This is a genomic window from Bogoriella caseilytica, from assembly GCF_003752405.1.
Lineage (GTDB): Bacteria > Actinomycetota > Actinomycetes > Actinomycetales > Actinomycetaceae > Allobogoriella > Allobogoriella caseilytica.
Genome location: NZ_RKHK01000001.1, coordinates 2,399,870 through 2,419,950 on the forward strand (window position 1 = coordinate 2,399,870; position 20,081 = coordinate 2,419,950).

Genomic DNA, 20,081 nt, shown 5'->3' on the forward strand with positions numbered 1-20,081 from the left:
GTGCTCCACGCTGTGAGCACAGGCGCCAGGCTTGCTCGGCGTGGGGGCTTGAATGCTAGTCCCCGGTCTCGGCTCGCCCGGCGAAGCTCGCGCCTGCACCGGGGTCGTGCCGATAGCGCAGCGTAGCCGCCAGCCGTTCCGCACTTGACGGGGCGAGGGGAGCGGGTAGGTCACCGAGGGCGAACCAGCCGACTTCGGTGGATTCCTCGTCGGCCACCTGGGCCTCGCCGGAGAGGGGACGGCACCAGAAGGTGAGGTCGAGAAACTGGGTGCGGTCACCATTCGGGTAGCTGGTGGGCGGGCCGACTGAGACGTGGGTGAGGGCCAGGGCCTCGGCGATGATGGCGGTTTCCTCGGTGATCTCACGAAGGAGACCCATCGCGGGTTCCTCGCCCGGTTCCAGGATGCCGGACGGCAGGGCCCAGAGGCCGTTGTCGCTCCTGCGGCCGAGAAGAACCTGTCCGCCCTCATCGAGCACCACGCCCGTGACACCGGAGAGCCATAACAGCTCGGTGCCGATGCGTCGACGGAGATCGAGAATGAAATCGGGAGTCGGCATGAGATCAGCGTAGAGCCAGTTCAGCGCCACAGCCGGGGAGCGGCGGGGGCTCGAGTGCCTGGTGCCCCGTACAGGATTCGAACCTGTGGCCTTCTGCTCCGGAGGCAGACGCTCTATCCACTGAGCTAACGGGGCCGGTCTGCCTGGAGCGATCTCCGGCGGGCGTGGCGGCGAGTAGCGATGCTACCAGCGGTCACGGCGCCCCGAGCCAGCTGGGGGCCCTTCTGCGGTGTGACGGCGGCCTCGCCCCCGAGGAATGGCGAGCCTGTCATGCGACATTTCGCGCACTGCCGTCTAGCCTGAGCCTGAGTCGACAGGCCTAGGGGCAGGGACCCGGCCAGAAGTAGGAGCCATGACCACCTCACCGGACCAGCCCAAGACGCCGCAGGAACCTGCTGCTGAGCCCACGCCCGACGCCGGACAGGCAGGACCTGGACAGGACGCCTCGGCGCCGTCCGGCGCCACCCCGCCCCCTGCTGGGCCGGCCGGTCAGCCTGACCCGTACGCTCAGAACTCCCAGCACGGTCCCTACGGTCAGCCGCCGCAGGGCGGGCAGCCTGCGTACGGTCAGCCGCCGCAGGGCCAGACCCCGCAGAGCGGTCAGCCGCCCTATGGCCAGCCGCCGCAGGATGCGCAGCCCTCCCAGGGAGGTCAGCCGCCCTACGGTCAGCCGCCACAGACCGGCTCGGGTGCCGAGGCGCCTGGAGCGGGCTACGCCGCTGGTGCTGCGGCCGGGCCCGATGCGGTCGGCCCGGTACCTGGTGGTTACGCACCGGCCGGCCAGCATGCCCCCGGCCAGCAGCCGGGGTATGGCGCGCCGCAGCCCGCCTATGGCACTCAGCAGTCCGGGTACGGCCCCCAGGGTCCGGCGCAGCCCGGTGGATACGGCCCGCAGCCACCCCACGGCCCGTACGGTCCCCAGGGCCCCGACGGTCCGGGGGGCGAGCCTCCGCAAGGGGGAGGTAAGCAGTGGTTGGTTCCCGTGCTCATCCTGGTCGGCATCGCGGTGATCGCGATCGTGATCGTCGCGGCCATCCTGCTCGGACGGGGTGACAGCTCCACTCCCGACGGCGAGGCGACGGCCACCGAGCCCGACGTCGAGGAGACCACTCCCGAGGATCCCGCCACCACCGAGGACGAGGGTCTTCCTGAAGACGAGGCGACCGAGGACGACCTCGGCCCGGGTGCCGGTGGCGACGAGGGTGACCCGAACGGCCCGAGCATCGACGAACTCGTGGTCACGGACGAGGACCTTGAGGATCTCCTGGTCGTCACCGGAGATGCCGAGTCCGGTTTCGAGCAGGAGGGTGACTGGGCGACCTACGACCGCGGCATGGACGAAGGGGCACGCCAGGCCATTCAGGGCACCTTCTCGCGCGAGGACGAGAGTGTCGAGCTGACCGCGACGGCGTTCGAGAGCATCGAGGAACAGGACCAGTTCTTCGAGATGCTCTCGGAGGAGAGCGAGTACGAGCTCGTCACGGAGGACGCCGTCTACCTCTCCGGCCAGGGGACCGTGCGCTGGTACGTCGACGTCGAGAACGCCACCGAAGGCCGCGCCGACGCCCTCGTGGTCTGGACCACCGACAGCGGCATCGTGCTCACCGGCACCGGCGACGTCATCGCCGTCGAGGACCTCTTCTTCGACCTCTCCATCTGATCGAAGCGGCCAGCAGCAGTACGGTGGCCGGACCGCCACGGCGCGTTCGCGGCGCAGTCACCACGGTGATTGTGACCGGGAGCGCGCCGTGCTCGTGGTGGGCCACCCGTGTGCCCGATTAGGGTGGACCGGTGACACCAGAACAGCTCTCCGCCGTGATCCGCTCCGTCCTGCTCGACGCCGTTGCCGCAGGCGAGATCGCTCTCGCCTCCGACGACGTGCCCGAGCCCAAGGTGGAGCGACCCCGGCAGCGGGAGCACGGCGACTGGGCCACGAACATCGCCATGCAACTGGCCAAGAAGGCCGGCGCGAACCCGCGGGCGCTCGCCGAGACCCTCGCCGCCCGGCTGAACGCCACCGAGGACGTCACGGCCGAGGTGGCCGGGCCCGGCTTCCTCAACCTGCGCATCGCGGCCTCGGCTGCTGGTGAGCTCGCTCGCAGCATCGTCGAGGCGGGCGAGACCTATGGCCGCAACGAGGCCTTCGCCGGGGAGCGCGTGAATCTGGAGTTCGTCTCCGCCAACCCCACCGGCCCGATCCACATCGGTGGCGTGCGCTGGGCGGCTGTGGGGGACAGCCTCGCCCGGGTGATGACCGCCTCGGGCGCCGAGGTGACCCGCGAGTACTACTTCAATGACCATGGCGCCCAGATCGACCGCTTCGCCCGCTCGCTGCTGGCCCGTGCCCGCGGTGAGCAGGCACCTGAGGACGGCTATGGCGGGCAGTACATCGAGGACATCGCGACGCGAGTGACCGCTGACGCCGACGCCGCTGGTGAGCCTGCGCCCGCCTCCCTGGCGGACGCCGAGGCCATCGAGGTCTTCCGCGCTCGCGGGGTCGCGCTGATGTTCGACGAGATCAAGCAGTCGCTCGCGGACTTCGGCGTCACGTTCGACGTCTATTTCCACGAGGACTCCCTGCACGAGTCCGGCGCCGTCGAGCGGGCAATCGCCCGGCTGCGCGAGGCGGGTCACATCTTCGAGGCAGACGGAGCCACCTGGCTGCGCACCACCGACTTCGGTGACGACAAGGACCGCGTCATCATCAAGTCCGACGGGGAGACCGCCTACATCGCGGGCGACATCGCCTACTACCTCGACAAGCGCGAGCGCGGATTCGACCGCTGTTACATCATGCTCGGCGCGGACCATCACGGGTACGTGGGCCGGATGATGGCGGTGTGCGCGGCCTTCGGTGACACCCCGCACGTCAACCTCGAGCTGCTCATCGGCCAGATGGTGAACCTCGTGCGCGAGGGCCAGCCGGTGCGGATGTCCAAGCGTGCCGGAACTGTGGTCACTCTCGAGGATCTGGTGGACGCCGTCGGCGTGGACGCCGCGCGCTACTCCCTCGCCCGCTACTCCTCCGATCAGAACATTGACCTGGACCTGGATCTGCTCACCTCGCAGAGCAACGACAACCCGGTCTACTACGTGCAGTACGCGCACGCCCGCACCCGCAACGTGGCGCGCAACGCCGCCGAGCACGGCGTGAGCCGGGAGGGTTTCGACCCCTCGACGCTCACCCATGACACCGAATCGATCCTGCTGGCGGCGCTTGGGCAGTTCCCAGCCGTGGTCGCTCACGCTGCCGAGCTGCGTGAGCCGCACCGGGTGGCTCGCTACCTGGAGCAGCTCGCCGCGAACTATCACACCTGGTACGGGCAGTGCCGCGTGACCCCGCGCGGCGACGAGACCGTCGAAGCCGTGCACACCGCGCGCTTGTGGCTGAACGACGCCACCGCGCAGGTGCTCGCCAACGGTCTCGGCCTGCTCGGTGTCAGCGCACCGGAGCGGATGTGATGAGCGAGCCCACCCGTCACGACGGCGTCCTCGCCGACGGCGCACACGACGCGGCCGCCGAGGTCGCCGCTGAAGCGGTGACCAGCGCGCGCCCTGCTCCCGAGCCCGACGGTCGCCCTGCCAGCGTGTGGTCTACCGGCGTGTGCCGCAGCGACGACGGCGCCCTGAGCGTCGCCGGGGCAGACCTGCGCGCCGTCGCCGCTGAGCACGGCACACCCGCCTATGTGGTCGATGAGGCCGATCTTCGCGCCCGCGCCCGCAGCTACGCCGAAGCCTTCGCCGCCGCCTTTGCCGAGAGCGAAGGCTTGGCCGGCGCCGATGTCTACTATGCGGGCAAGGCCTTCCTCTCGTTGGCTGTGGCCCGGTGGGTGCACTCCGAGGGCCTGCGCATCGATACCTCCACTGCCGGTGAGCTCGCCGTGGCGCTGAGGGCCGGCGTGCCGGGCGAGCACATCGGCCTGCACGGCAACAACAAGTCCGACGAGGAACTCGTGACCGCGATCGAGCACCGGGTGGGTCGCATCGTGGTCGACTCCCTCGGCGAGATCGAGCGCGTCGCCGCTCTGGCCGCCGAGCGCGGGGTCCGGGCCCCGGTGATGGTCCGAGTGACGACTGGGGTGCATGCCGGCGGGCACGACTTCATCGCCACCGCGCACGAGGACCAGAAGTTCGGCCTCTCGCTGGCCTCCGGTGCCGCGCGGCAAGCCTTCGAGGAGATCCTCGCCGCGCCGTCGCTGAACCTGATCGGCGTGCACTCGCACATCGGCTCCCAGATCCTCGACCTCGCCGGCTTCGAGGCCGCAGCCCGGTCCGTGCTGCAGCTGCGCGCCGAGATCGCCGAGGAGACCGGGCACCTGATGCCCGAGGTGGACCTCGGCGGCGGCTACGGCATCCGCTACACCGGCGCGGACGATGAACCGCCCAGCCCGGCGCAGATCGCCACCGGATTGGCGACCATCGTGCACGCCGTATGCGCGGAACTGGGTACCGAGATCCCGCGGATTTCGGTGGAGCCGGGCCGCTCCATCGCCGGTCCGGCCGGGTTGACCCTCTATCGCGTGGGCGCCGTCAAGCCGGTCGCGCTCGACGGCGGGGGAGAGCGGCTCTACGTCTCCGTCGACGGCGGCATGAGCGACAACATCCGCCCCGCGCTCTACGGCGCCGCCTACACCGCGGCGCTCGCGAACCGCACCAGCGCGGTCGAGCATGTCACTGCACGCGTGGTGGGCAAGCACTGCGAGTCCGGCGACATCGTGGTGCACGACGTCGCCCTGCCCGCCGACATCGGCCCGGGCGATCTGCTTGCCGTGCCGGCGACCGGAGCCTATGGCCGCTCCATGGCCAGTCAGTACAACCTGGTGCCCCGCCCCCCGGTACTGGCGGTGACCGAGGGGCAGGTCCGGCCGATCATGCGCCGCGAAACCCTCGAGGATCTGCTCGCCCTCGACCTCGGGTAGCCAGCCCCCGTCTCGCGCACGAACGCTAGCCTGTGTGCGACATGACGTGGACGGGCCCACTTCGTCCGAAGGACGAGGTCATGACTCATGACGGCGACGGTGTCTCGGCAGGCTCCATGCCCGAGGGCGCGCTCGCATCGTCCGGTCGCTGATCGGCGTCGGCTTGCGGGCGGATATCGTGGTCGTCAGTGCAAGCTAGCCGAGGGGGCGTACGTGTCGACGGTCGATTTCGATGACGTTCGCTGGCGAGTGGGTAGGCGAGAGATTCTCACGGGCGTGACCTTCAGTCTCAACCCTGGCCTGACGGTACTCGTCGGGCGAAATGGCGCCGGAAAGACCTCGCTGATGCGGATCCTCTGCGGGCTCACCGCACCTAGCGCCGGACGCGTGCTCCGCGACGGTCTGGACGTGTTCGACGGCGGAGCCCTCACAGCGCATCATCGCGAGCTCGGCTGGTTACCGCAAGATGCGCGGGTGCACCCCAGAATGACGGTCGGCCGCCTTCTGCGTTACTCGGCATGGCTCTATGAGATCCCTCGGCAGGAGACTCAGCGGCGGATCGCTGAGGTCGTGGACCGCTGTGACATCGGTGGCTTTCTGATTCGGCGTATTGGCACACTCTCCGGTGGTGAACGTCAACGGGTAGTCCTGGCGGCCGTGCTCCTCAAGGCGCCGCCGCTGCTCGTGCTGGACGAACCGAACTCCGGACTCGATCCCGCGCAGCAGACGCACTTGCTCCGGATCGTGCGTGCACTCGATGGCGTGACCGTCCTCCTGTCCACCCATGCGGTTGACGAGGCAGTCTCGGCGGCAGACAAGGTCGCCGTCATCGGGAGTGGTGCTCTGGTGCATGAACTCGACTCCCACGAACTCCAGGCACTTGGCGAATCCGCAGGTGCGGTCGTTCGTCGGTACGTCCTGGAGACCACGAGCTGACATGACCAAGCTTGTCTCCCTCTACACCGGCTCACCCGTGGCACTGCTGGCTGGCAGTGGCGCCATCGCGCTTCTGGCCAGCGGAGTGATGGTCTGGAGTCATTCGGAACGATGGTTCGGAGTCCTACCGACCACGCTGTCGTTGTCGACGCTCCCGCTCATCCTCACACCGATGATCTGCGGCGGGCTCGGAGCGTTCCTGGCCGGGCAACAGCGTCGCTGGGGTGCGGCGGAGTGGCTGGCAGTCTCCAGTGCGTCACCGAGAAGGCTGCTTCGTCCAGTGCTCATCTCAGTCCTGGCCCTGGCGATCGGGACACATCTGATCCTGGTGGTCGCCATGGTGGTGGCGTCACTCCTTCGGGGGGCCGACGTCAGTCTCGTACCCTCGCATCTCCTCCTCGTGGTGCCGGCGGGATGTGCGTATGCAGCCACATGGGCGGCTCTGGGCGTTCTTCTGGGCCGCATGGTGCGGCAAGAGATCGCCCTACCCCTGGCCTCGATTTCGCCCTACCTCGCCTACTTCCTCATGCTGTACTTCATCGAGTCCTCGCGCCTGGGTGGGATCGTGATCATCGACCAGCGCTCGTGGCTCGAGTTCATCCCGACGCTTCCCATGCTGGCTGCGCAGCTCGCGTTCTGGAGTGCAGCAGCAGCCACACTCTCGGCACTTGCGCTCCGCGCATGGGGAGTTGCTCAACTCCCCACACTGGGCATGCTGATCGCGCTCGGGGCCCTGTTGGTTGTCGGTCCGGCGGTTGAGGAGCGAAGCGCGCCGGATGAGGAGGTGTGTGTCGGCTCGTCGCCTGAGGTCTGCGTTCCCCACTCTCATGAAACGGTGCTGGAGGAATACCACGCGGCTACCCGAGACACGCTCGAGCGTGTTCCCGAGGCGCTGTGGCCCGATCGGGTGGTGAGTGAGTCTCCGGTGCACGGCGTCACAGAGCCGGGGACGGTGGTCGCTCCACCCCTCAGTGGGAACACCTCGCAGGCGCTGCGGATCGATGAGGAGCGTTTTGCCGTCGGGCTGGGCGAGGCACTGCTGCTGCGTTGCATTCTGGTGGTCGGAGCTGAGGAGTGGAGCGAGGTCATAGGAGATCTGGAGGAGTGGTGGCGCACCTGGTGGCGGCTTGACATGGACCTCGACCCCTCCGAACAGCACTGGGCGGGCGACTGGACTGCGCAGGAGGGGGTCATCCGTGCCGTTGAGGGTTTCCGGAGCGAGCCCGCGGCAGTGCAGGAGCAGTGGTGGGAGCGGACGGCTCAAGCTATCTCCGAGTGCGAGCTGGAGTCGATCGAGCTGCCGTGACCACGCTCCGCATGCTCCTCGTTTCCAGGCTCGTCACACTGCGGCGACTACTGGCACTGGTGGCCGTGTGGTGCCTCGTGCCCGTGGCTTCGCGCGTTGGCGGGGTGCGGGTCCGCCCCGACGGCATGACTCTCGACGAGCCCCTCGAACACCTGGGAGCGATGGCGCTCTGCCTGCCAGGCCTGGTCCTTCTTCCACTTCTTGCCGAACCCGCTCCATGGCTGTCCTGGAACGCCAGCCGTCCCCTGGCGCCGGTGCGCACTCTGCGGATCGCGGCGGTTGTCGGCGTCGGCGCTGTCGCCGGTGCGATCCCACTGCTGCTCTTGCCGCCGGGTGTGCCGATCGCTCATTTCCTCGCGCTATGGATGCTCTTGATCTCGCTCGGCGTGCTGATCGCCGTCGCGGTCGGCTCAGCCTACGGGGCGCTGGGCTCGGTGCTCTTTGTGGCGCTGATGAGCGTCCCCGGTCTGGTGCCCTACGAAGCCAACATCGTCTACAACGGCTCGGCCCGTCCGTACTTGTTCGGTGCCGCCGGCCTCGCCGTGGTTCTGGCCGTGATCTGTTACGCCCGCTGGGACGAAGGCACCACCCGCCGCCAGGAGTTCGTGGCCGACTAACCGCCAGTGCGTGGCGTCATTCGCCCAGCTGGCGGATGGCTTTCCGGGTCTCGCCGTACCGCCCCTATGCTGAGGCGGCAACCGATCCACCACCGAAGGGCCCTGCATTGAGTACGGATGGCGTCGTCACTATCGGCCTCCTCGGCTGCGGGACCGTCGGCAGCCAGGTGGTGCGCATGCTCTCCGAGCACGGCGACGACTGGGTGGCCCGCTCCGGAGCACGGCTGCAGCTCACCGGCATCGCTGTGCGCGACGCCTCGGCCGAGCGTGCGCCCTGGGTGCCGCGGGAACTGCTCACCGAGGACGCCGAAGCCGTCATCGACCACGCCGACATCGTGGTCGAGCTCATCGGTGGCATCGAACCAGCCCGCTCTTACATGCTGCGTGCCCTGCACGCCGGCGGCACCGTGGTGACCGGCAATAAGGCGTTGGTCGCGGCCCACGGCCCTGAGCTGCACGACGCCGTTCAGGCAGGCAACGGCAACCTCTACTACGAGGCCGCCGTAGCCGGCGCCATCCCCGTGGTCTACGGCCTGCGTGAATCGCTCGCCGGCGACAAGATCACCTCCGTGGCCGGCATCGTGAACGGCACCACGAACTACATCCTCGATGAGATGACCACCAAGGGCCTCGGCTTCGAGGAGGCGCTCGCTGCCGCCCAGGCACTCGGCTACGCGGAAGCAGACCCCACTGCCGACGTCGACGGCCACGACGCCGCCGCCAAGGGTGCCATCCTCGCCTCCCTGGCCTTCCACACCCGCGTGGGCCTCGACGATGTCCCCACCACCGGTATTCGCCACATCACCGCCGCTGACATCGCGGCAGCGCGCGCCGACGGCAACGTGCTCAAGCTCCTCGCTGTTGCCCAGCGCACCGCAGACGGCGTCTCCGTCCAGGTCCGACCCACCCTGGTGCCCCAGGCGCATCCCCTTGCCGCCGTCCGTGGCGCCTTCAACGCGGTCGTGGTCGAAGCCGAGGCTGCCGGGCGCCTGATGTTCTATGGCCAGGGCGCCGGGGGAGCACCCACCGCCTCGGCCGTGCTCTCCGACATCGTGGCCGCCGCCGGGCACGTAGTCCGGGGCAGCAAGGCCCCCCGGGAGTCCGCCTACGCCGCGCTGCCGCTGCTCGACCCCGAACATGTGCCCGCCCGCGCGCAGGTCACTGTGCGCCTGGCCGATGAGCCGGGCACGCTGGCCGCCGTCGCCGGGATCTTCGGCGATCAGGGCGTCTCCATCGAGGCCGTGCGCCAGCCGCGTGTGGCCGGCTCACCGGGAGCAGACGTCATCATCACGACCCACACCACCACCGAGGCTGCCCTAGCACGCACCGTCGCCGGCCTCGAGGCCGAGCCGACGGTCGACCGGGTCGTCTCCGTCACCGCCGTGGAAGGATACTGATGGCCCACCTCTGGCGCGGCATCATCGCCGAGTACCACGACCGCCTCCCGGTTGATGCCGAGCGCGCGGTCTCGCTGGGGGAGGGCGGCACACCGCTGGTCGAAGCCCATGCGATCAGTGAACGCACAGGAGCGCGGGTGTACCTCAAGGTCGAGGGCGCCAACCCCACCGGCTCCTTCAAGGACCGCGGCATGACCACCGCCATGACCCAGGTGGTGGCCGAGGGCGCCGAACTGGTCGTCTGTGCCTCCACCGGCAACACCTCGGCCTCGGCCGCCGCGTACGCATCGGCCGCCGGACTGGGCTGCGCCGTCATCCTCCCGGCGGGCAAGATCGCCGCGGGCAAGCTCGCCCAGGCCGTGGTGCACGGCGCCACCCTGCTGGCCGTGGACGGTAACTTCGACGACTGCCTGAACCTCGCGCGCGCCTTGGCCAAGGACTACCCGGCAGCGCTGGTGAACTCGGTGAACCCCTACCGGCTCCAGGGCCAGAAGACCGCCGCCTTCGAGATCGTCGATGCGCTCGGCGCCCCGCCCGACATCCACGTGCTGCCGGTCGGCAACGCGGGGAACATCTCCGCCTACTGGCTGGGTTACAGCGAGTACGCCGGCCGCGCGACGGCCGCCTCGATGCTCCCAGCAAACGACCTCCCCGAGGCCGTCACCGACCGGGTGCCGCAAATGTGGGGCGTCCAGGCCGCCGGGGCAGCGCCCTTCGTCAAAGGCGCGCCCGTTGAGCACCCCGAGACCGTGGCCACCGCCATCCGCATCGGCGCGCCGGCCTCCTGGGATCTCGCCGCCGCCGCTCGGGACGACTCGGGCGGCCGCATCGACGCCGTGGAAGACCTCGAGATCCTCGAAGCCCAGGCCCTGCTGGCCGCCGAGGCCGGCGTCTTCGTCGAGCCCGCCTCGGCCGCCTCGGTGGCCGGTCTGCTCGCCCGCGCGGAGGCGGGGGAGGTTCCCGCCGGCGCCACGGTGGTCTGCACGGTGACCGGCAACGGCCTGAAGGACACCGTCACCGCTCTGGCGCACCACACCGGCGGCCACGGCGAGCTGGCCTCGGAGCCGATCGCGGCAGACCTGCCGGCCGTCGTCCGCGCGCTCGGCCTGTAGGCGCGCTGATGGCAGTGCGCATCGTGCGAGACCGGGTGCTCGTCCGAGTTCCCGCCACCTCGGCGAACCTCGGCCCCGGTTTCGACGTGCTCGGCCTCGCCCTCGGCTTATGGGACGAGATCACCGTGCGCGCGATCGCCGGCGAATCGCTGGTGCACGTGGACGGCGAGGGGGCCGGCCAGGTGCCGACGGATGAGAGCCACCTGGTGGTGCGTGCGGTGCGCGCAGGCCTGGAGGCCGCCGGCGCCCCGCAAGCGGGCCTGGAGCTGCACTGCCGGAACGCCATCCCGCACGGGCGCGGCCTGGGATCCTCCGCGGCCGCCGTGGTGGCCGGTCTACTCGCCGCGCGGGGCATGCTCTCCGAGCCCGAGGCGCTGGACGACGCACGCATCCTCGCGCTCGCCACAGAGTTCGAGGGACATCCGGACAACGCCGCACCGGCCATCCACGGGGGCGCCACGCTCACCTGGAGCGACAGCGAGGGCCCGCATGCGGAACGGGTGCCGCTGGGCGAGAGTATGCGCCCCACGGTGCTGGTGCCCGGAGAGCGCCTGTCGACCTCGGCCGCACGCCAGGCGTTGCCCACACACGTTCCGCTGGTGGAGGCCACCTTCAACATCTCCCGGGCGGCCCTGCTCATCCTGGCCCTGGGCGGCAGACCTGAGCTCCTGCTGCCCGCCACTGCTGACCGCCTCCACCAGAGCCGGCGCGCCGGGGTCATGGCCCCCACCCTCGAAGCTGTGACCGCTCTTCGTGAAGCCGGATGGCCCGCCGTGGTCTCCGGCGCAGGCCCGTCGGTCCTGGTCTTTGAGGCACTCGACTCAGCCACCAGTGAGGCACTGAGTGCTCGCGGCTGGCGCGTGCTCCACCCGGATGTGGCGCGCCGCGGCGCGGAGATTGTCACGCTCTAGCGCGGTACTGGTAGCATGGCAGCGCATCGTTCTTCCATGCACTTGGCATCCCTTCTCTGAGTTGCCTGAGTCCGTGCTGTAGCGGCCATCAGCTGATGAGCCACGAAGGCGTATGCACAGCCCCGCTCGTCACAGGTGTTTTGTGTGCCCGGGGCAGTCACCACCCACAGCCAGTTCGGCTGGGAACCCAGAGTGCGCCTTCGGGCGCCCCTCGAGGGAAGGAACCTCGTGACCGAATCCGTCGACGCTCCCCAGACTGCACAGTCTGACGGGGGCTCGCTGACCGGCAAGAAGCTCGCCGAGTTGCAGGCCATCGCCGGCCGCCTCGGCATCAAGGGCACCACCCGCCTGCGCAAGGCCGACCTCATCCAGAGGATCAGCCAGGCCCAGTCGGCGGGCGGGCCTGCCGGCACCACCACCGAGACCTCGGAGGCCGCTGCGCTCACCGAGACCACCACGACTCCGGCGGAGCAGCCTGCAGCCGCCACCGATGAGCAGCCTGCAGAGGCTGCCCCCAAGAAGCAGCGTCGTTCCCGCCGGGCCACGGCGCCCGCGGCGGCGCCCGAGGCGGCAACTGCCGCCGAGCAGCAGGAGGCTCCGGCCCCGGCTGAGGCCGCGCAGGAGGGCCAGGCCAGCTCAACCGGGCAGGCCGCTCGCTCGGACCAGGGCGCGGACGCCAAGGAAGCGCTCAAGCGCGAACTCGCCGCCGCCTCGGCCTCATCGCCCTCGACCGCGCCGGAGGAAGGGCAGACCGAGCTCTCGCTGGACGCGCTGAGCGAGGCCGCTGCCCGCCGCCGTCAGGGTGGGGAGAACCGCCGGGACGACAACCGTCGCGAGGACAACCGGGGCCGCAACAGCGACCGCGGCGAGGGCGGTGGCCGGCAGAACGACCGTGGCGGACGTCATTCCGACCGCAATGACCGCGAGCAGGGCGGGCAGGACGACCGCGGCCAGGGCCAGCGCGGGCGCCAAAGCAACCAGACCAACCAGGCCGGCCCGAACAATCAGGACGAGCAGAACCGTCCGTTCCAGGGTGACGATGACCCCCGCTCGCGCCGCCGCGACCGCGGGCGGAACCGCAAGCGCCGCGGGCGAGGCCCCGAGGGCGGCCCGATGGACGAGCCGGCCGAGATCAGCGAGGACGAGGTCCTGGTGCCCGTGGCGGGCATCCTGGATGTGCTCGACAACTACGGGTTCGTGCGCACCTCCGGTTACCTCCCGGGCGACAACGACGTGTACGTCACGCTGAACCAGGTGCGCAAGAACGGTCTGCGCCGCGGCGATGCGATTACCGGCGCCGTCCGCCAGCCCGGTGAGGGCGAGCAGCAGTCCAACCAGGGTGGCAAGAAGGGCGGCCGGCAGAAGTTCAACGCCCTCGTTCGTCTCGACTCCGTCAACGGCATGAGCGTTGAGGCGGCCCAGCGTCGCCCCGACTTCGGCAAGCTGACCCCGCTCTACCCGGACGAGCAGCTCCGCCTCGAGACCACGCCGAAGGCCATCACCCCGCGTGTGATCGACCTCGTGGCCCCGATCGGCAAGGGCCAGCGCGGTCTGATCGTGGCTCCGCCGAAGGCCGGCAAGACGATCATCATGCAGCAGATCGCTAATGCGATCGCTGTGAACAACCCGGACGTGCACCTCATGGTGGTCCTGGTCGATGAGCGGCCCGAGGAAGTCACCGACTTCGCGCGCATGGTCAAGGGCGAGGTCATCTCCTCGACCTTTGATCGCCCCGCCTCGGATCACACCATGGTCGCCGAGCTCGCCATCGAGCGCGCCAAGCGCCTGGTCGAGCTCGGGCAGGACGTCGTCGTGCTGCTGGACGGCATCACCCGCCTGGGCCGTGCCTACAACATCGCCGCGCCGGCTTCCGGGCGCATCCTCTCCGGTGGTGTGGACGCCTCGGCGCTCTACCCGCCTAAGCGCTTCTTCGGCGCGGCCCGGAACATCGAGCACGGTGGTTCGCTGACCATCTTGGCCACCGCCCTGGTCGAGACCGGCTCGCGGATGGACGAGGTGATCTTCGAGGAGTTCAAGGGCACCGGCAACATGGAACTGCGCCTCTCGCGCCAGCTCGCGGACAAGCGCATCTTCCCCGCCGTGGACGCCAACGCCTCCGGTACCCGCCGCGAGGAGCTGCTCATGGGCTCCGAGGAGATCAAGATCATGCACAAGCTGCGCCGGGTGCTCGGAGCACTCGATGCCCAGCAGGCATCCGACATCTTGCTCTCCAAGCTGCGGGAGACGACGTCGAACGCCGAGTTCATGATGACCGTGCAGAAGAACACCCCCAGCGCCAAGGACGCCCAGTCCGAGGACCACGCCATCCGCTGACCAGTGGTGCTGCGGCGCCGGCGCCTGCCGGTGCTGGCGCCGTAGCGAGGCATCTGGCAGAATGTCCCGTTGGCCTCCGGTTCACGGCAACTCTGCCGACCCGGGGCAAGCATCCACCTCTGAGGAGACACCATGAAGCAGGGCCTTCACCCTGAGTACGTCGTCACGAACGTGACCTGCACCTGCGGGAACACCTTCACCACCCGCAGCTCCGAGACTTCCGGCGAGATCCGCGCCGACGTCTGCAGCGCCTGCCACCCCTTCTACACCGGCAAGCAGAAGATCCTGGACACCGGTGGCCGGGTGGCGCGCTTCCAGGCGCGATACGGCAAGAAGGACAAGTAGCCAACCGGGGCGGCTACCGCGCCCCCTGCGCCGGCGTGCCCTTGTGGGCGCGCCGGCGTTCGCGTCTGCACGTCCACCCCGTCTGCCGCACTCCCGGAGCCCGCTGATGACCGAGTCCACGCCCGAGGCCACGCCGCGCGAGGCGATCGCGCCCCTGCTGGATGAGCACGCCGAGATCGAGCAGGCACTGGCCGACCCGGCCGTGCACGCGGACGCCGGCAGGGCCCGCCGACTGGGTCGGAGATATGCCGAGCTCGGCCGGGTGGTGCGGGCCTGGAACGCCCAGCAAGACAGCGCAGGGGACCTCGCTGCCGGGCGGGAGCTTGCCGAGACGGATCCTGCCTTCGCCGAAGAACTACCCGCTCTGGAGCAGGCCGCAGCCGCCGCAGTGGAGAACCTGCGCCGCGTCCTCGTGCCCAGTGACCCCGATGACGGCCGGGACGCCATCCTGGAGATCAAGGCCGGGGAGGGCGGCGAGGAGTCTGCGCTCTTTGCCGGCGATCTGCTGCGCATGTACCTCCGCTTCGCCGAGCGCATGGGCTGGAGCACTCAGCTGCTGGCCGCCACTGAATCCGACCTCGGCGGCTACAAGGACGTTGCCGTCGCGATCAAGACCAAGAGCGCTCCCAGTGACCCCAGTGAGGGCGTGTGGGCAAAGCTGAAGTACGAGGGCGGCGTGCACCGCGTGCAGCGCGTGCCGGTCACCGAGTCGCAGGGCCGGATCCACACCTCCGCCGCCGGCGTGCTCGTCCTGCCCGAGGTGGACGATCCCGGTGAGATGGAGATCGACCAGAACGACCTACGCATCGACGTCTTTCGGTCCTCAGGCCCCGGGGGGCAATCGGTGAACACCACCGACTCCGCAGTGCGCATCACCCACCTCCCCACCGGGATCGTGGTGTCCATGCAGAATGAGAAGTCCCAGCTCCAGAACCGGGAGCAGGCCATGCGCGTGCTGCGCGCCCGCCTGCTCGCCGCCCGTCAGGAGGAGGCGGATGCGGCGGCGTCGGAGCAGCGCCGTTCCCAGGTGCGTACGGTCGACCGCTCCGAGCGCATCCGCACCTACAACTTCCCGGAGAACCGGATCGTCGACCACCGCACCGGCTTCAAGGCCTACAACCTCGATGCCGTCCTCGATGGCGACCTCGGACCGGTGGTGACCTCTGCCATCGAGAAGGACGATGCTGCTCGCCTCGCCGAGGCCGGCGCGTGAGCGATCCGGTCGGCTTGTCTGCGGATCCGGCCGCCATAGGGGCCGTTTCTGCAGACGACGGGCGGCCGACCTGGGGCCAGGCGGTGAGGGGCGCCGCGACCGTGCTGGCCGAGGCCGGCGTGACTAACTCGACTGTGGACGCCCGTCTCCTGGCCGAGCATCTGGTCGGCCCGTCCGCCCTGATCGCCGGGCAACCCACGGAGGAGCAACTCACCCGCTATGCCGCCCTCATCGAGCAGCGGCGCCTCCGGGTGCCCCTGCAGCACCTCACGGGTGAGATGAGCTTTCGATACCTCACGCTGGAAGCCAGCCCAGGAGCCTTTATCGCCCGCCCGGAGACCGAGGTCGTCGCCGGCGCGGCGGTTGAGGCCGCACTCGGTTTCCCCCACCCCGTGGTCATCGACCTGTGCACGGGTTCCGGGGCCATCGCATTGGCGATCGCGACCGAGGTGCCGGACAGCCAGGTGTACGCGGTGGAACTGTCCGCCGAAGCCATCGCCGTCGCGGCGCGGAACATCAAGCGACACACCGCGCCAGGCGGGAGGGCCCCGGTGCGTCTCATCGCCGGGGATGCCACGGCTGATCTGCCCGAGCTCGCGGCCCTGCACGGCCAGGCCGATGTTGTCGTCTCCAACCCGCCCTACATCCCGCCCGACCAGGAGCCCGTGGATCCAGAGGTGCGCGAGCACGACCCCGAGATGGCCCTCTACGGCGGGGGAGTGGACGGGCTTGCGATCCCGCGGGGCGTCATCGCCCAGGCTGCAGTGCTGCTGCGCCCGGGTGGCGTGCTGATCATGGAGCACGCTGAGGTGCAGGCCCAGGCAGCGCGCGACATCGCCGCCGAATCCGGCTACACCGGCCTCACCACCGGCCGCGATCTCACCGGCCGCGATCGGTACCTGCGGGCGGTGCGGCCATGACGATCTGCGATATGAAACGCCTCACCGCGGTCGAGGGAATCGGCATCAGGGGGCCGGACGTGGAAGACTCCCGTTCGTGATCGTGCACGACTGCCAAGAACCCACCGGACGCCGGATCGGCATCGCCGAGGCCTCCGACCTGCTCGGGCGCGGCGGACTCGCCGTGCTGCCGACCGACACTGTCTACGGCATCGCGGCCGATGCCTTCACGCCGGCGGCGGTGCAGAAGCTCCTGGACGCCAAGGGCCGGGGGCGGAACATGCCCCCACCAGTACTCGTCGCCGACGTCGGTCTGCTGGACACTCTCGCTGCTGAGGTGCCCCAGACCGCTCGCGAGCTGGCCGCTGCGTTCTGGCCCGGGCCCCTCACCATCATCCTGCTGGCCCAGCCCTCGCTGAACTGGGATCTCGGGGAGACCGACGGCACGGTGGCCCTACGTATGCCGAACCACGAGGTCGTTCTGGAGCTCCTGCGGCGCACCGGGCCGCTCGCAGTTTCCTCGGCGAACCTCTCCGGCAAGCCCTCGGCCACGACTGTCGCGGCGGCTGCGGCCGCCTTCGGACCCGCCGTCGGTGCCTACCTCGACGGCGGCCCGACCCCGGGGGAGACGCCCTCGACCATCGTGGATCTCACCTCACCGACGCCGCTGGTGCTGCGAGAGGGAGCCATCGGCCGGGAGCAACTGGCGCAGGTCGTGCCGGCCCTCGCTGAGGACCCTGCCGCCGACGTGCCGGCCACGGAGGTTCCGGCTGACGAGGCTCCGGCCGAGGCGGCTCCGGCTGACGAGCCGGTGGGCGAACCCGATGAACTGCCCGCAGCGGAGGAGAGCGCCGAGCACACCCGGGGCGAGGGCAACCGCGAGTGAGGGTCTACCTCCTGGTCATGCTCACCGCGGCGGCGGTCACCTTCCTGATGACGCCGCTGGTGCGACGCGCAGCCTTGCGCCTGGGGGCCATCACGCCTGTTCGTGACCGGGACGTGCACGTGGTGCCCATTCCCCGCCTCGGGGGCATCGCGATGTTCATCGGATTGGCCGTCGCGCTGCTGATCGGCTCGCAGGTGCCGTTCCTGGAGGCTGCCTTCGAGGAATCGGGGACGATCCTCGGCGTCGTCATCGGCGCCGGGTTGATCTGCCTGCTCGGCGCCGCTGACGATGTCTGGGACCTGGACTGGATGACCAAGCTGGTCGGCCAGGTGCTTGCGGCCGGGATCATGGCGTGGTTCGGCGTCCAGCTGATCACCTTCCCGGTCTTCGGCTTGACCATCGGCTCCTCCCGCCTGTCTCTGGTCGCCACAGTGCTGGTCATCGTCGTCGCCGCCAATGCCGTGAACTTCGTCGACGGCCTGGACGGCCTGGCTGCCGGCACGGTGGCCATCGGGGGTGGCGCCTTCTTCGTCTACGCCTATCTCCTGACCCGAGCCGCCTCACCCGGCGACTACTCCGACATCGCCACCGCTGTGATCGCTGCGCTGGTCGGGGCCTGCGTCGGCTTCCTGCCGCATAACTTCCATCCCGCGCGGATCTTCATGGGCGACTCGGGCGCCTATTTCCTGGGACTGACGGTGGCGGCCGCAGCGATCATCGTCACCGGCCGGATCGATCCCGCCACCATCTCCGGTCAGCAGGCTCTCCCTGCCTACGTTCCGATCCTCCTGCCGGTCGCCGTCCTGCTACTGCCGCTGCTCGATGTCACGCTTGCGGTGATCCGGCGGGTGAGCAAGGGTCACTCGCCCTTCCATCCCGACCGCATGCACCTGCATCACCGCCTCCTGGACCTCGGCCACAGCCAGCGACGCGCCACCGTGATCATGTACCTGTGGACGGCGGTCTTCTCCTTCTCCGCTGTCGCCCTTGCCATCTGGGATCCCATCCCGGTGGGCATCGGTGCCGGGCTGGCGGCGGCTGCGGCCGCCGTCGTGACCTGGACCCAGCTCCCGGGCCTGCGCGGACGACCGGTCCCCGTGTCAGCCCCGGAGCCGGTGACCGCAGTGGATGAGCCCGGCGCACCCGAGATCCGCGAAGCGGACGACACCGCCATCGACGTACCGAAGGAGCCGAAGCCGTGACCATGGCCTTTGACGAGCAGAGCAACCAGGCCGTCCGCCGGGCCTTCGCGCGCTACTTCCGGCTATCGGCCCTTTTCGCGGTCGCCCTGGCCGTTCTCGGCGGCGCTGTGGCCGGCGTGATCGCGGGCTGGCCGGGAGTGTGGGGAATGCTCATCGGCGCCGCGCTGACTGCTGCCTTCGTGGCGGTCACCGGCACGGCCGGGTACCTCAGTGCCGACCGGTCCATGGGCTTCACCACCGCCGTGGTGCTCGGCGGACCACTGGTCAAGATCCTGATCGCTGCTGTGGTGCTGCTGCTCCTGCGCGACCTCGACTTCTTTTCCACGCCCGCCCTGCTCGTGGCACTCCTGCTCGGGCTGGTCGTCCCCCTGGCCTTCGAGGCGCAGGCCCTCACTTCCGCGCGCGTGGGTTACGTGGACACCGGCAAGCGCTCAACGTGAGCGCCGCCACCGCCGTGATCGAGCACCGGTGGCGCCTCTGGTACGGACCATCGCCGCAGATGGGTTAGGCTTTCGGTGTTCCTAGCGCAGCGCTCCGATGTCGGAGCGCGCCCGGAACTCCTGTGACCGACTCGAGCAACCCAGAGGGGGACGCCCTGTCTGCCGCACTGTCGTCCTGGCACGCCGCATCGGTGTTGGCCTACGGTGGCGACGGGGGAGGATTCACCCCCCCGGACATCTTCAACGAGATCTTCCCGCCCGCCCTGTTGTTCGAGGGCACGGTCTTCGAGTTCAACCGCATCCAGTTGGTGCGCTTCGTCTCGGTCGCGGTGATCCTGCTCGTCTTCTGGCTCGGTACGCGCAAGCTCAAGCTCGTGCCCAACCGTCGGCAGTCCATCATCGAGATGCTGGTCGACTTCGTGCGCGTCAACATCGTCGAAGAGGTGCTCGGCTCGCGAGAGCGTGCCCGCCCCTACGTGCGGATCATCAGCGTCTTCTTCATCGCGATCCTGATGTTCAACCTCACGGGCATGGTTCCGGGATTGAACTTCGCGGGAACCGGCACGATCGCGATGCCGTTGCTGCTTGCGCTCATGGCCCTCGTGACCTTCGTGCGGGCCGGGGTCAAGGCCAATGGTGTGGGCGGATACCTCAAGGCCACCGCAGCGCCCTCGGGCGTGCCCGGCCCGGTGCTGATCCTGCTCGCGCCCATCGAGTTGATCTCGACGTTCATCATCCGCCCGGTCTCGCTCACCGTGCGTCTCTTCGTGAACATGGCCTCCGGGCACCTGATCCTGGTGCTCGCCTTCGCCGCGACGCACTACCTGCTCCTGGAGGTCTCCGGGGTGCTGGCTGCGTCGAGCGCGTTCACCCTGGTAGGTGGCACCGTGTTCACGATGTTCAAGCTTTTCGTGGCCGGCCTGCAGGCCTACATCTTCGCTCTGCTGACCACCGTGTACATCTCGCTCAGCATCGAAGAGCACTGACCCCCAGTCCATGCCAGAC

18 protein-coding genes and 1 tRNA gene are annotated in these 20,081 nt (G+C 69.5%); 17 read left to right on the forward strand and 2 right to left on the reverse strand.

Annotation, left to right across the window (positions count from 1 at the left end):
• Positions 1-55: 55 nt before the first annotated feature.
• Positions 56-559: an NUDIX hydrolase gene (locus EDD31_RS10755; protein ID WP_148058932.1), complete on the reverse strand. Its 504-nt coding sequence runs from the start codon at positions 557-559 to the stop codon at positions 56-58.
• Positions 560-618: 59 nt separating this feature from the next.
• Positions 619-694, reverse strand: a tRNA-Arg gene (locus EDD31_RS10760).
• 217 nt (positions 695-911) lie between these two features.
• Here EDD31_RS10760 and EDD31_RS14650 point away from each other — a divergent pair.
• The 17 genes from EDD31_RS14650 (at position 912) to atpB (ending at position 20,062) form a co-directional block, all read left to right on the forward strand.
• Entirely contained in the window at positions 912-2,219 is a 1,308-nt protein-coding gene (locus EDD31_RS14650; protein WP_148058933.1) for a hypothetical protein, read from the forward strand.
• A gap of 131 nt (positions 2,220-2,350) precedes the next feature.
• Positions 2,351-4,021 carry an arginine--tRNA ligase gene (argS, locus tag EDD31_RS10775; protein WP_123304155.1) on the forward strand — a complete coding sequence of 557 codons (1,671 nt, stop codon included), beginning with the start codon at positions 2,351-2,353 and terminating at the stop codon, positions 4,019-4,021.
• Entirely contained in the window at positions 4,021-5,478 is a 1,458-nt protein-coding gene (gene lysA, locus EDD31_RS10780) for a diaminopimelate decarboxylase (protein WP_123304156.1), read from the forward strand. The genes argS and lysA overlap by 1 nt, the downstream gene beginning before the upstream one ends.
• 276 nt (positions 5,479-5,754) lie before the next feature.
• Positions 5,755-6,414 (forward strand): ABC transporter ATP-binding protein, encoded by a 660-nt coding sequence (locus EDD31_RS10785; RefSeq protein ID WP_170163277.1) that lies wholly within the window; start codon positions 5,755-5,757, stop codon positions 6,412-6,414.
• Position 6,415: 1 nt separating this feature from the next.
• The gene (locus EDD31_RS10790) at positions 6,416-7,720 is read left to right on the forward strand and encodes a hypothetical protein (RefSeq protein WP_123304158.1); all 1,305 of its coding nucleotides are present in this window, start codon (positions 6,416-6,418) and stop codon (positions 7,718-7,720) included.
• Entirely contained in the window at positions 7,717-8,337 is a 621-nt protein-coding gene (locus EDD31_RS10795) for a hypothetical protein (RefSeq protein WP_123304159.1), read from the forward strand. Before EDD31_RS10790 ends, EDD31_RS10795 begins: the two co-directional genes overlap by 4 nt.
• Positions 8,338-8,444: 107 nt before the next feature.
• Positions 8,445-9,734, forward strand: a complete 1,290-nt coding sequence (locus tag EDD31_RS10800) for a homoserine dehydrogenase (RefSeq protein WP_245991133.1) — start codon at positions 8,445-8,447, stop codon at positions 9,732-9,734.
• The gene (gene thrC, locus EDD31_RS10805; protein ID WP_123304161.1) at positions 9,734-10,846 is read left to right on the forward strand and encodes a threonine synthase; all 1,113 of its coding nucleotides are present in this window, start codon (positions 9,734-9,736) and stop codon (positions 10,844-10,846) included. Before EDD31_RS10800 ends, thrC begins: the two co-directional genes overlap by 1 nt.
• Before the next feature lie 14 nt (positions 10,847-10,860).
• Positions 10,861-11,757 (forward strand): homoserine kinase, encoded by an 897-nt coding sequence (thrB, locus tag EDD31_RS10810; protein WP_123304162.1) that lies wholly within the window; start codon positions 10,861-10,863, stop codon positions 11,755-11,757.
• Between the two features lie 228 nt (positions 11,758-11,985).
• On the forward strand, positions 11,986-14,091 hold the full coding sequence (gene rho, locus EDD31_RS10815) for a transcription termination factor Rho (protein ID WP_123304163.1): 2,106 nt from the start codon (positions 11,986-11,988) through the stop codon (positions 14,089-14,091).
• 132 nt (positions 14,092-14,223) lie between these two features.
• Positions 14,224-14,436: a 50S ribosomal protein L31 gene (gene rpmE, locus EDD31_RS10820; protein WP_123304164.1), complete on the forward strand. Its 213-nt coding sequence runs from the start codon at positions 14,224-14,226 to the stop codon at positions 14,434-14,436.
• A gap of 106 nt (positions 14,437-14,542) precedes the next feature.
• A complete protein-coding gene (prfA, locus tag EDD31_RS10825; protein WP_123304165.1) occupies positions 14,543-15,649 on the forward strand; it encodes a peptide chain release factor 1 in 1,107 nt (368 codons plus the stop codon).
• Positions 15,650-15,732: 83 nt separating this feature from the next.
• A complete protein-coding gene (gene prmC / locus EDD31_RS10830) occupies positions 15,733-16,569 on the forward strand; it encodes a peptide chain release factor N(5)-glutamine methyltransferase (RefSeq protein WP_425453712.1) in 837 nt (278 codons plus the stop codon).
• Between the two features lie 82 nt (positions 16,570-16,651).
• Complete coding sequence (locus EDD31_RS10835; protein ID WP_211336193.1) at positions 16,652-17,434, forward strand: L-threonylcarbamoyladenylate synthase; 783 nt, start codon at positions 16,652-16,654, stop codon at positions 17,432-17,434.
• Positions 17,431-18,636, forward strand: a complete 1,206-nt coding sequence (locus EDD31_RS10840) for a glycosyltransferase family 4 protein (RefSeq protein WP_123304167.1) — start codon at positions 17,431-17,433, stop codon at positions 18,634-18,636. The genes EDD31_RS10835 and EDD31_RS10840 overlap by 4 nt, the downstream gene beginning before the upstream one ends.
• Before the next feature lie 2 nt (positions 18,637-18,638).
• Positions 18,639-19,076 (forward strand): Cg1360 family ATP-synthase-associated protein, encoded by a 438-nt coding sequence (locus tag EDD31_RS10845; protein ID WP_483964269.1) that lies wholly within the window; start codon positions 18,639-18,641, stop codon positions 19,074-19,076.
• A 122-nt stretch (positions 19,077-19,198) separates the two neighbouring features.
• The gene (atpB, locus tag EDD31_RS10850) at positions 19,199-20,062 is read left to right on the forward strand and encodes a F0F1 ATP synthase subunit A (RefSeq protein WP_245991140.1); all 864 of its coding nucleotides are present in this window, start codon (positions 19,199-19,201) and stop codon (positions 20,060-20,062) included.
• Positions 20,063-20,081 lie beyond the last annotated feature (19 nt).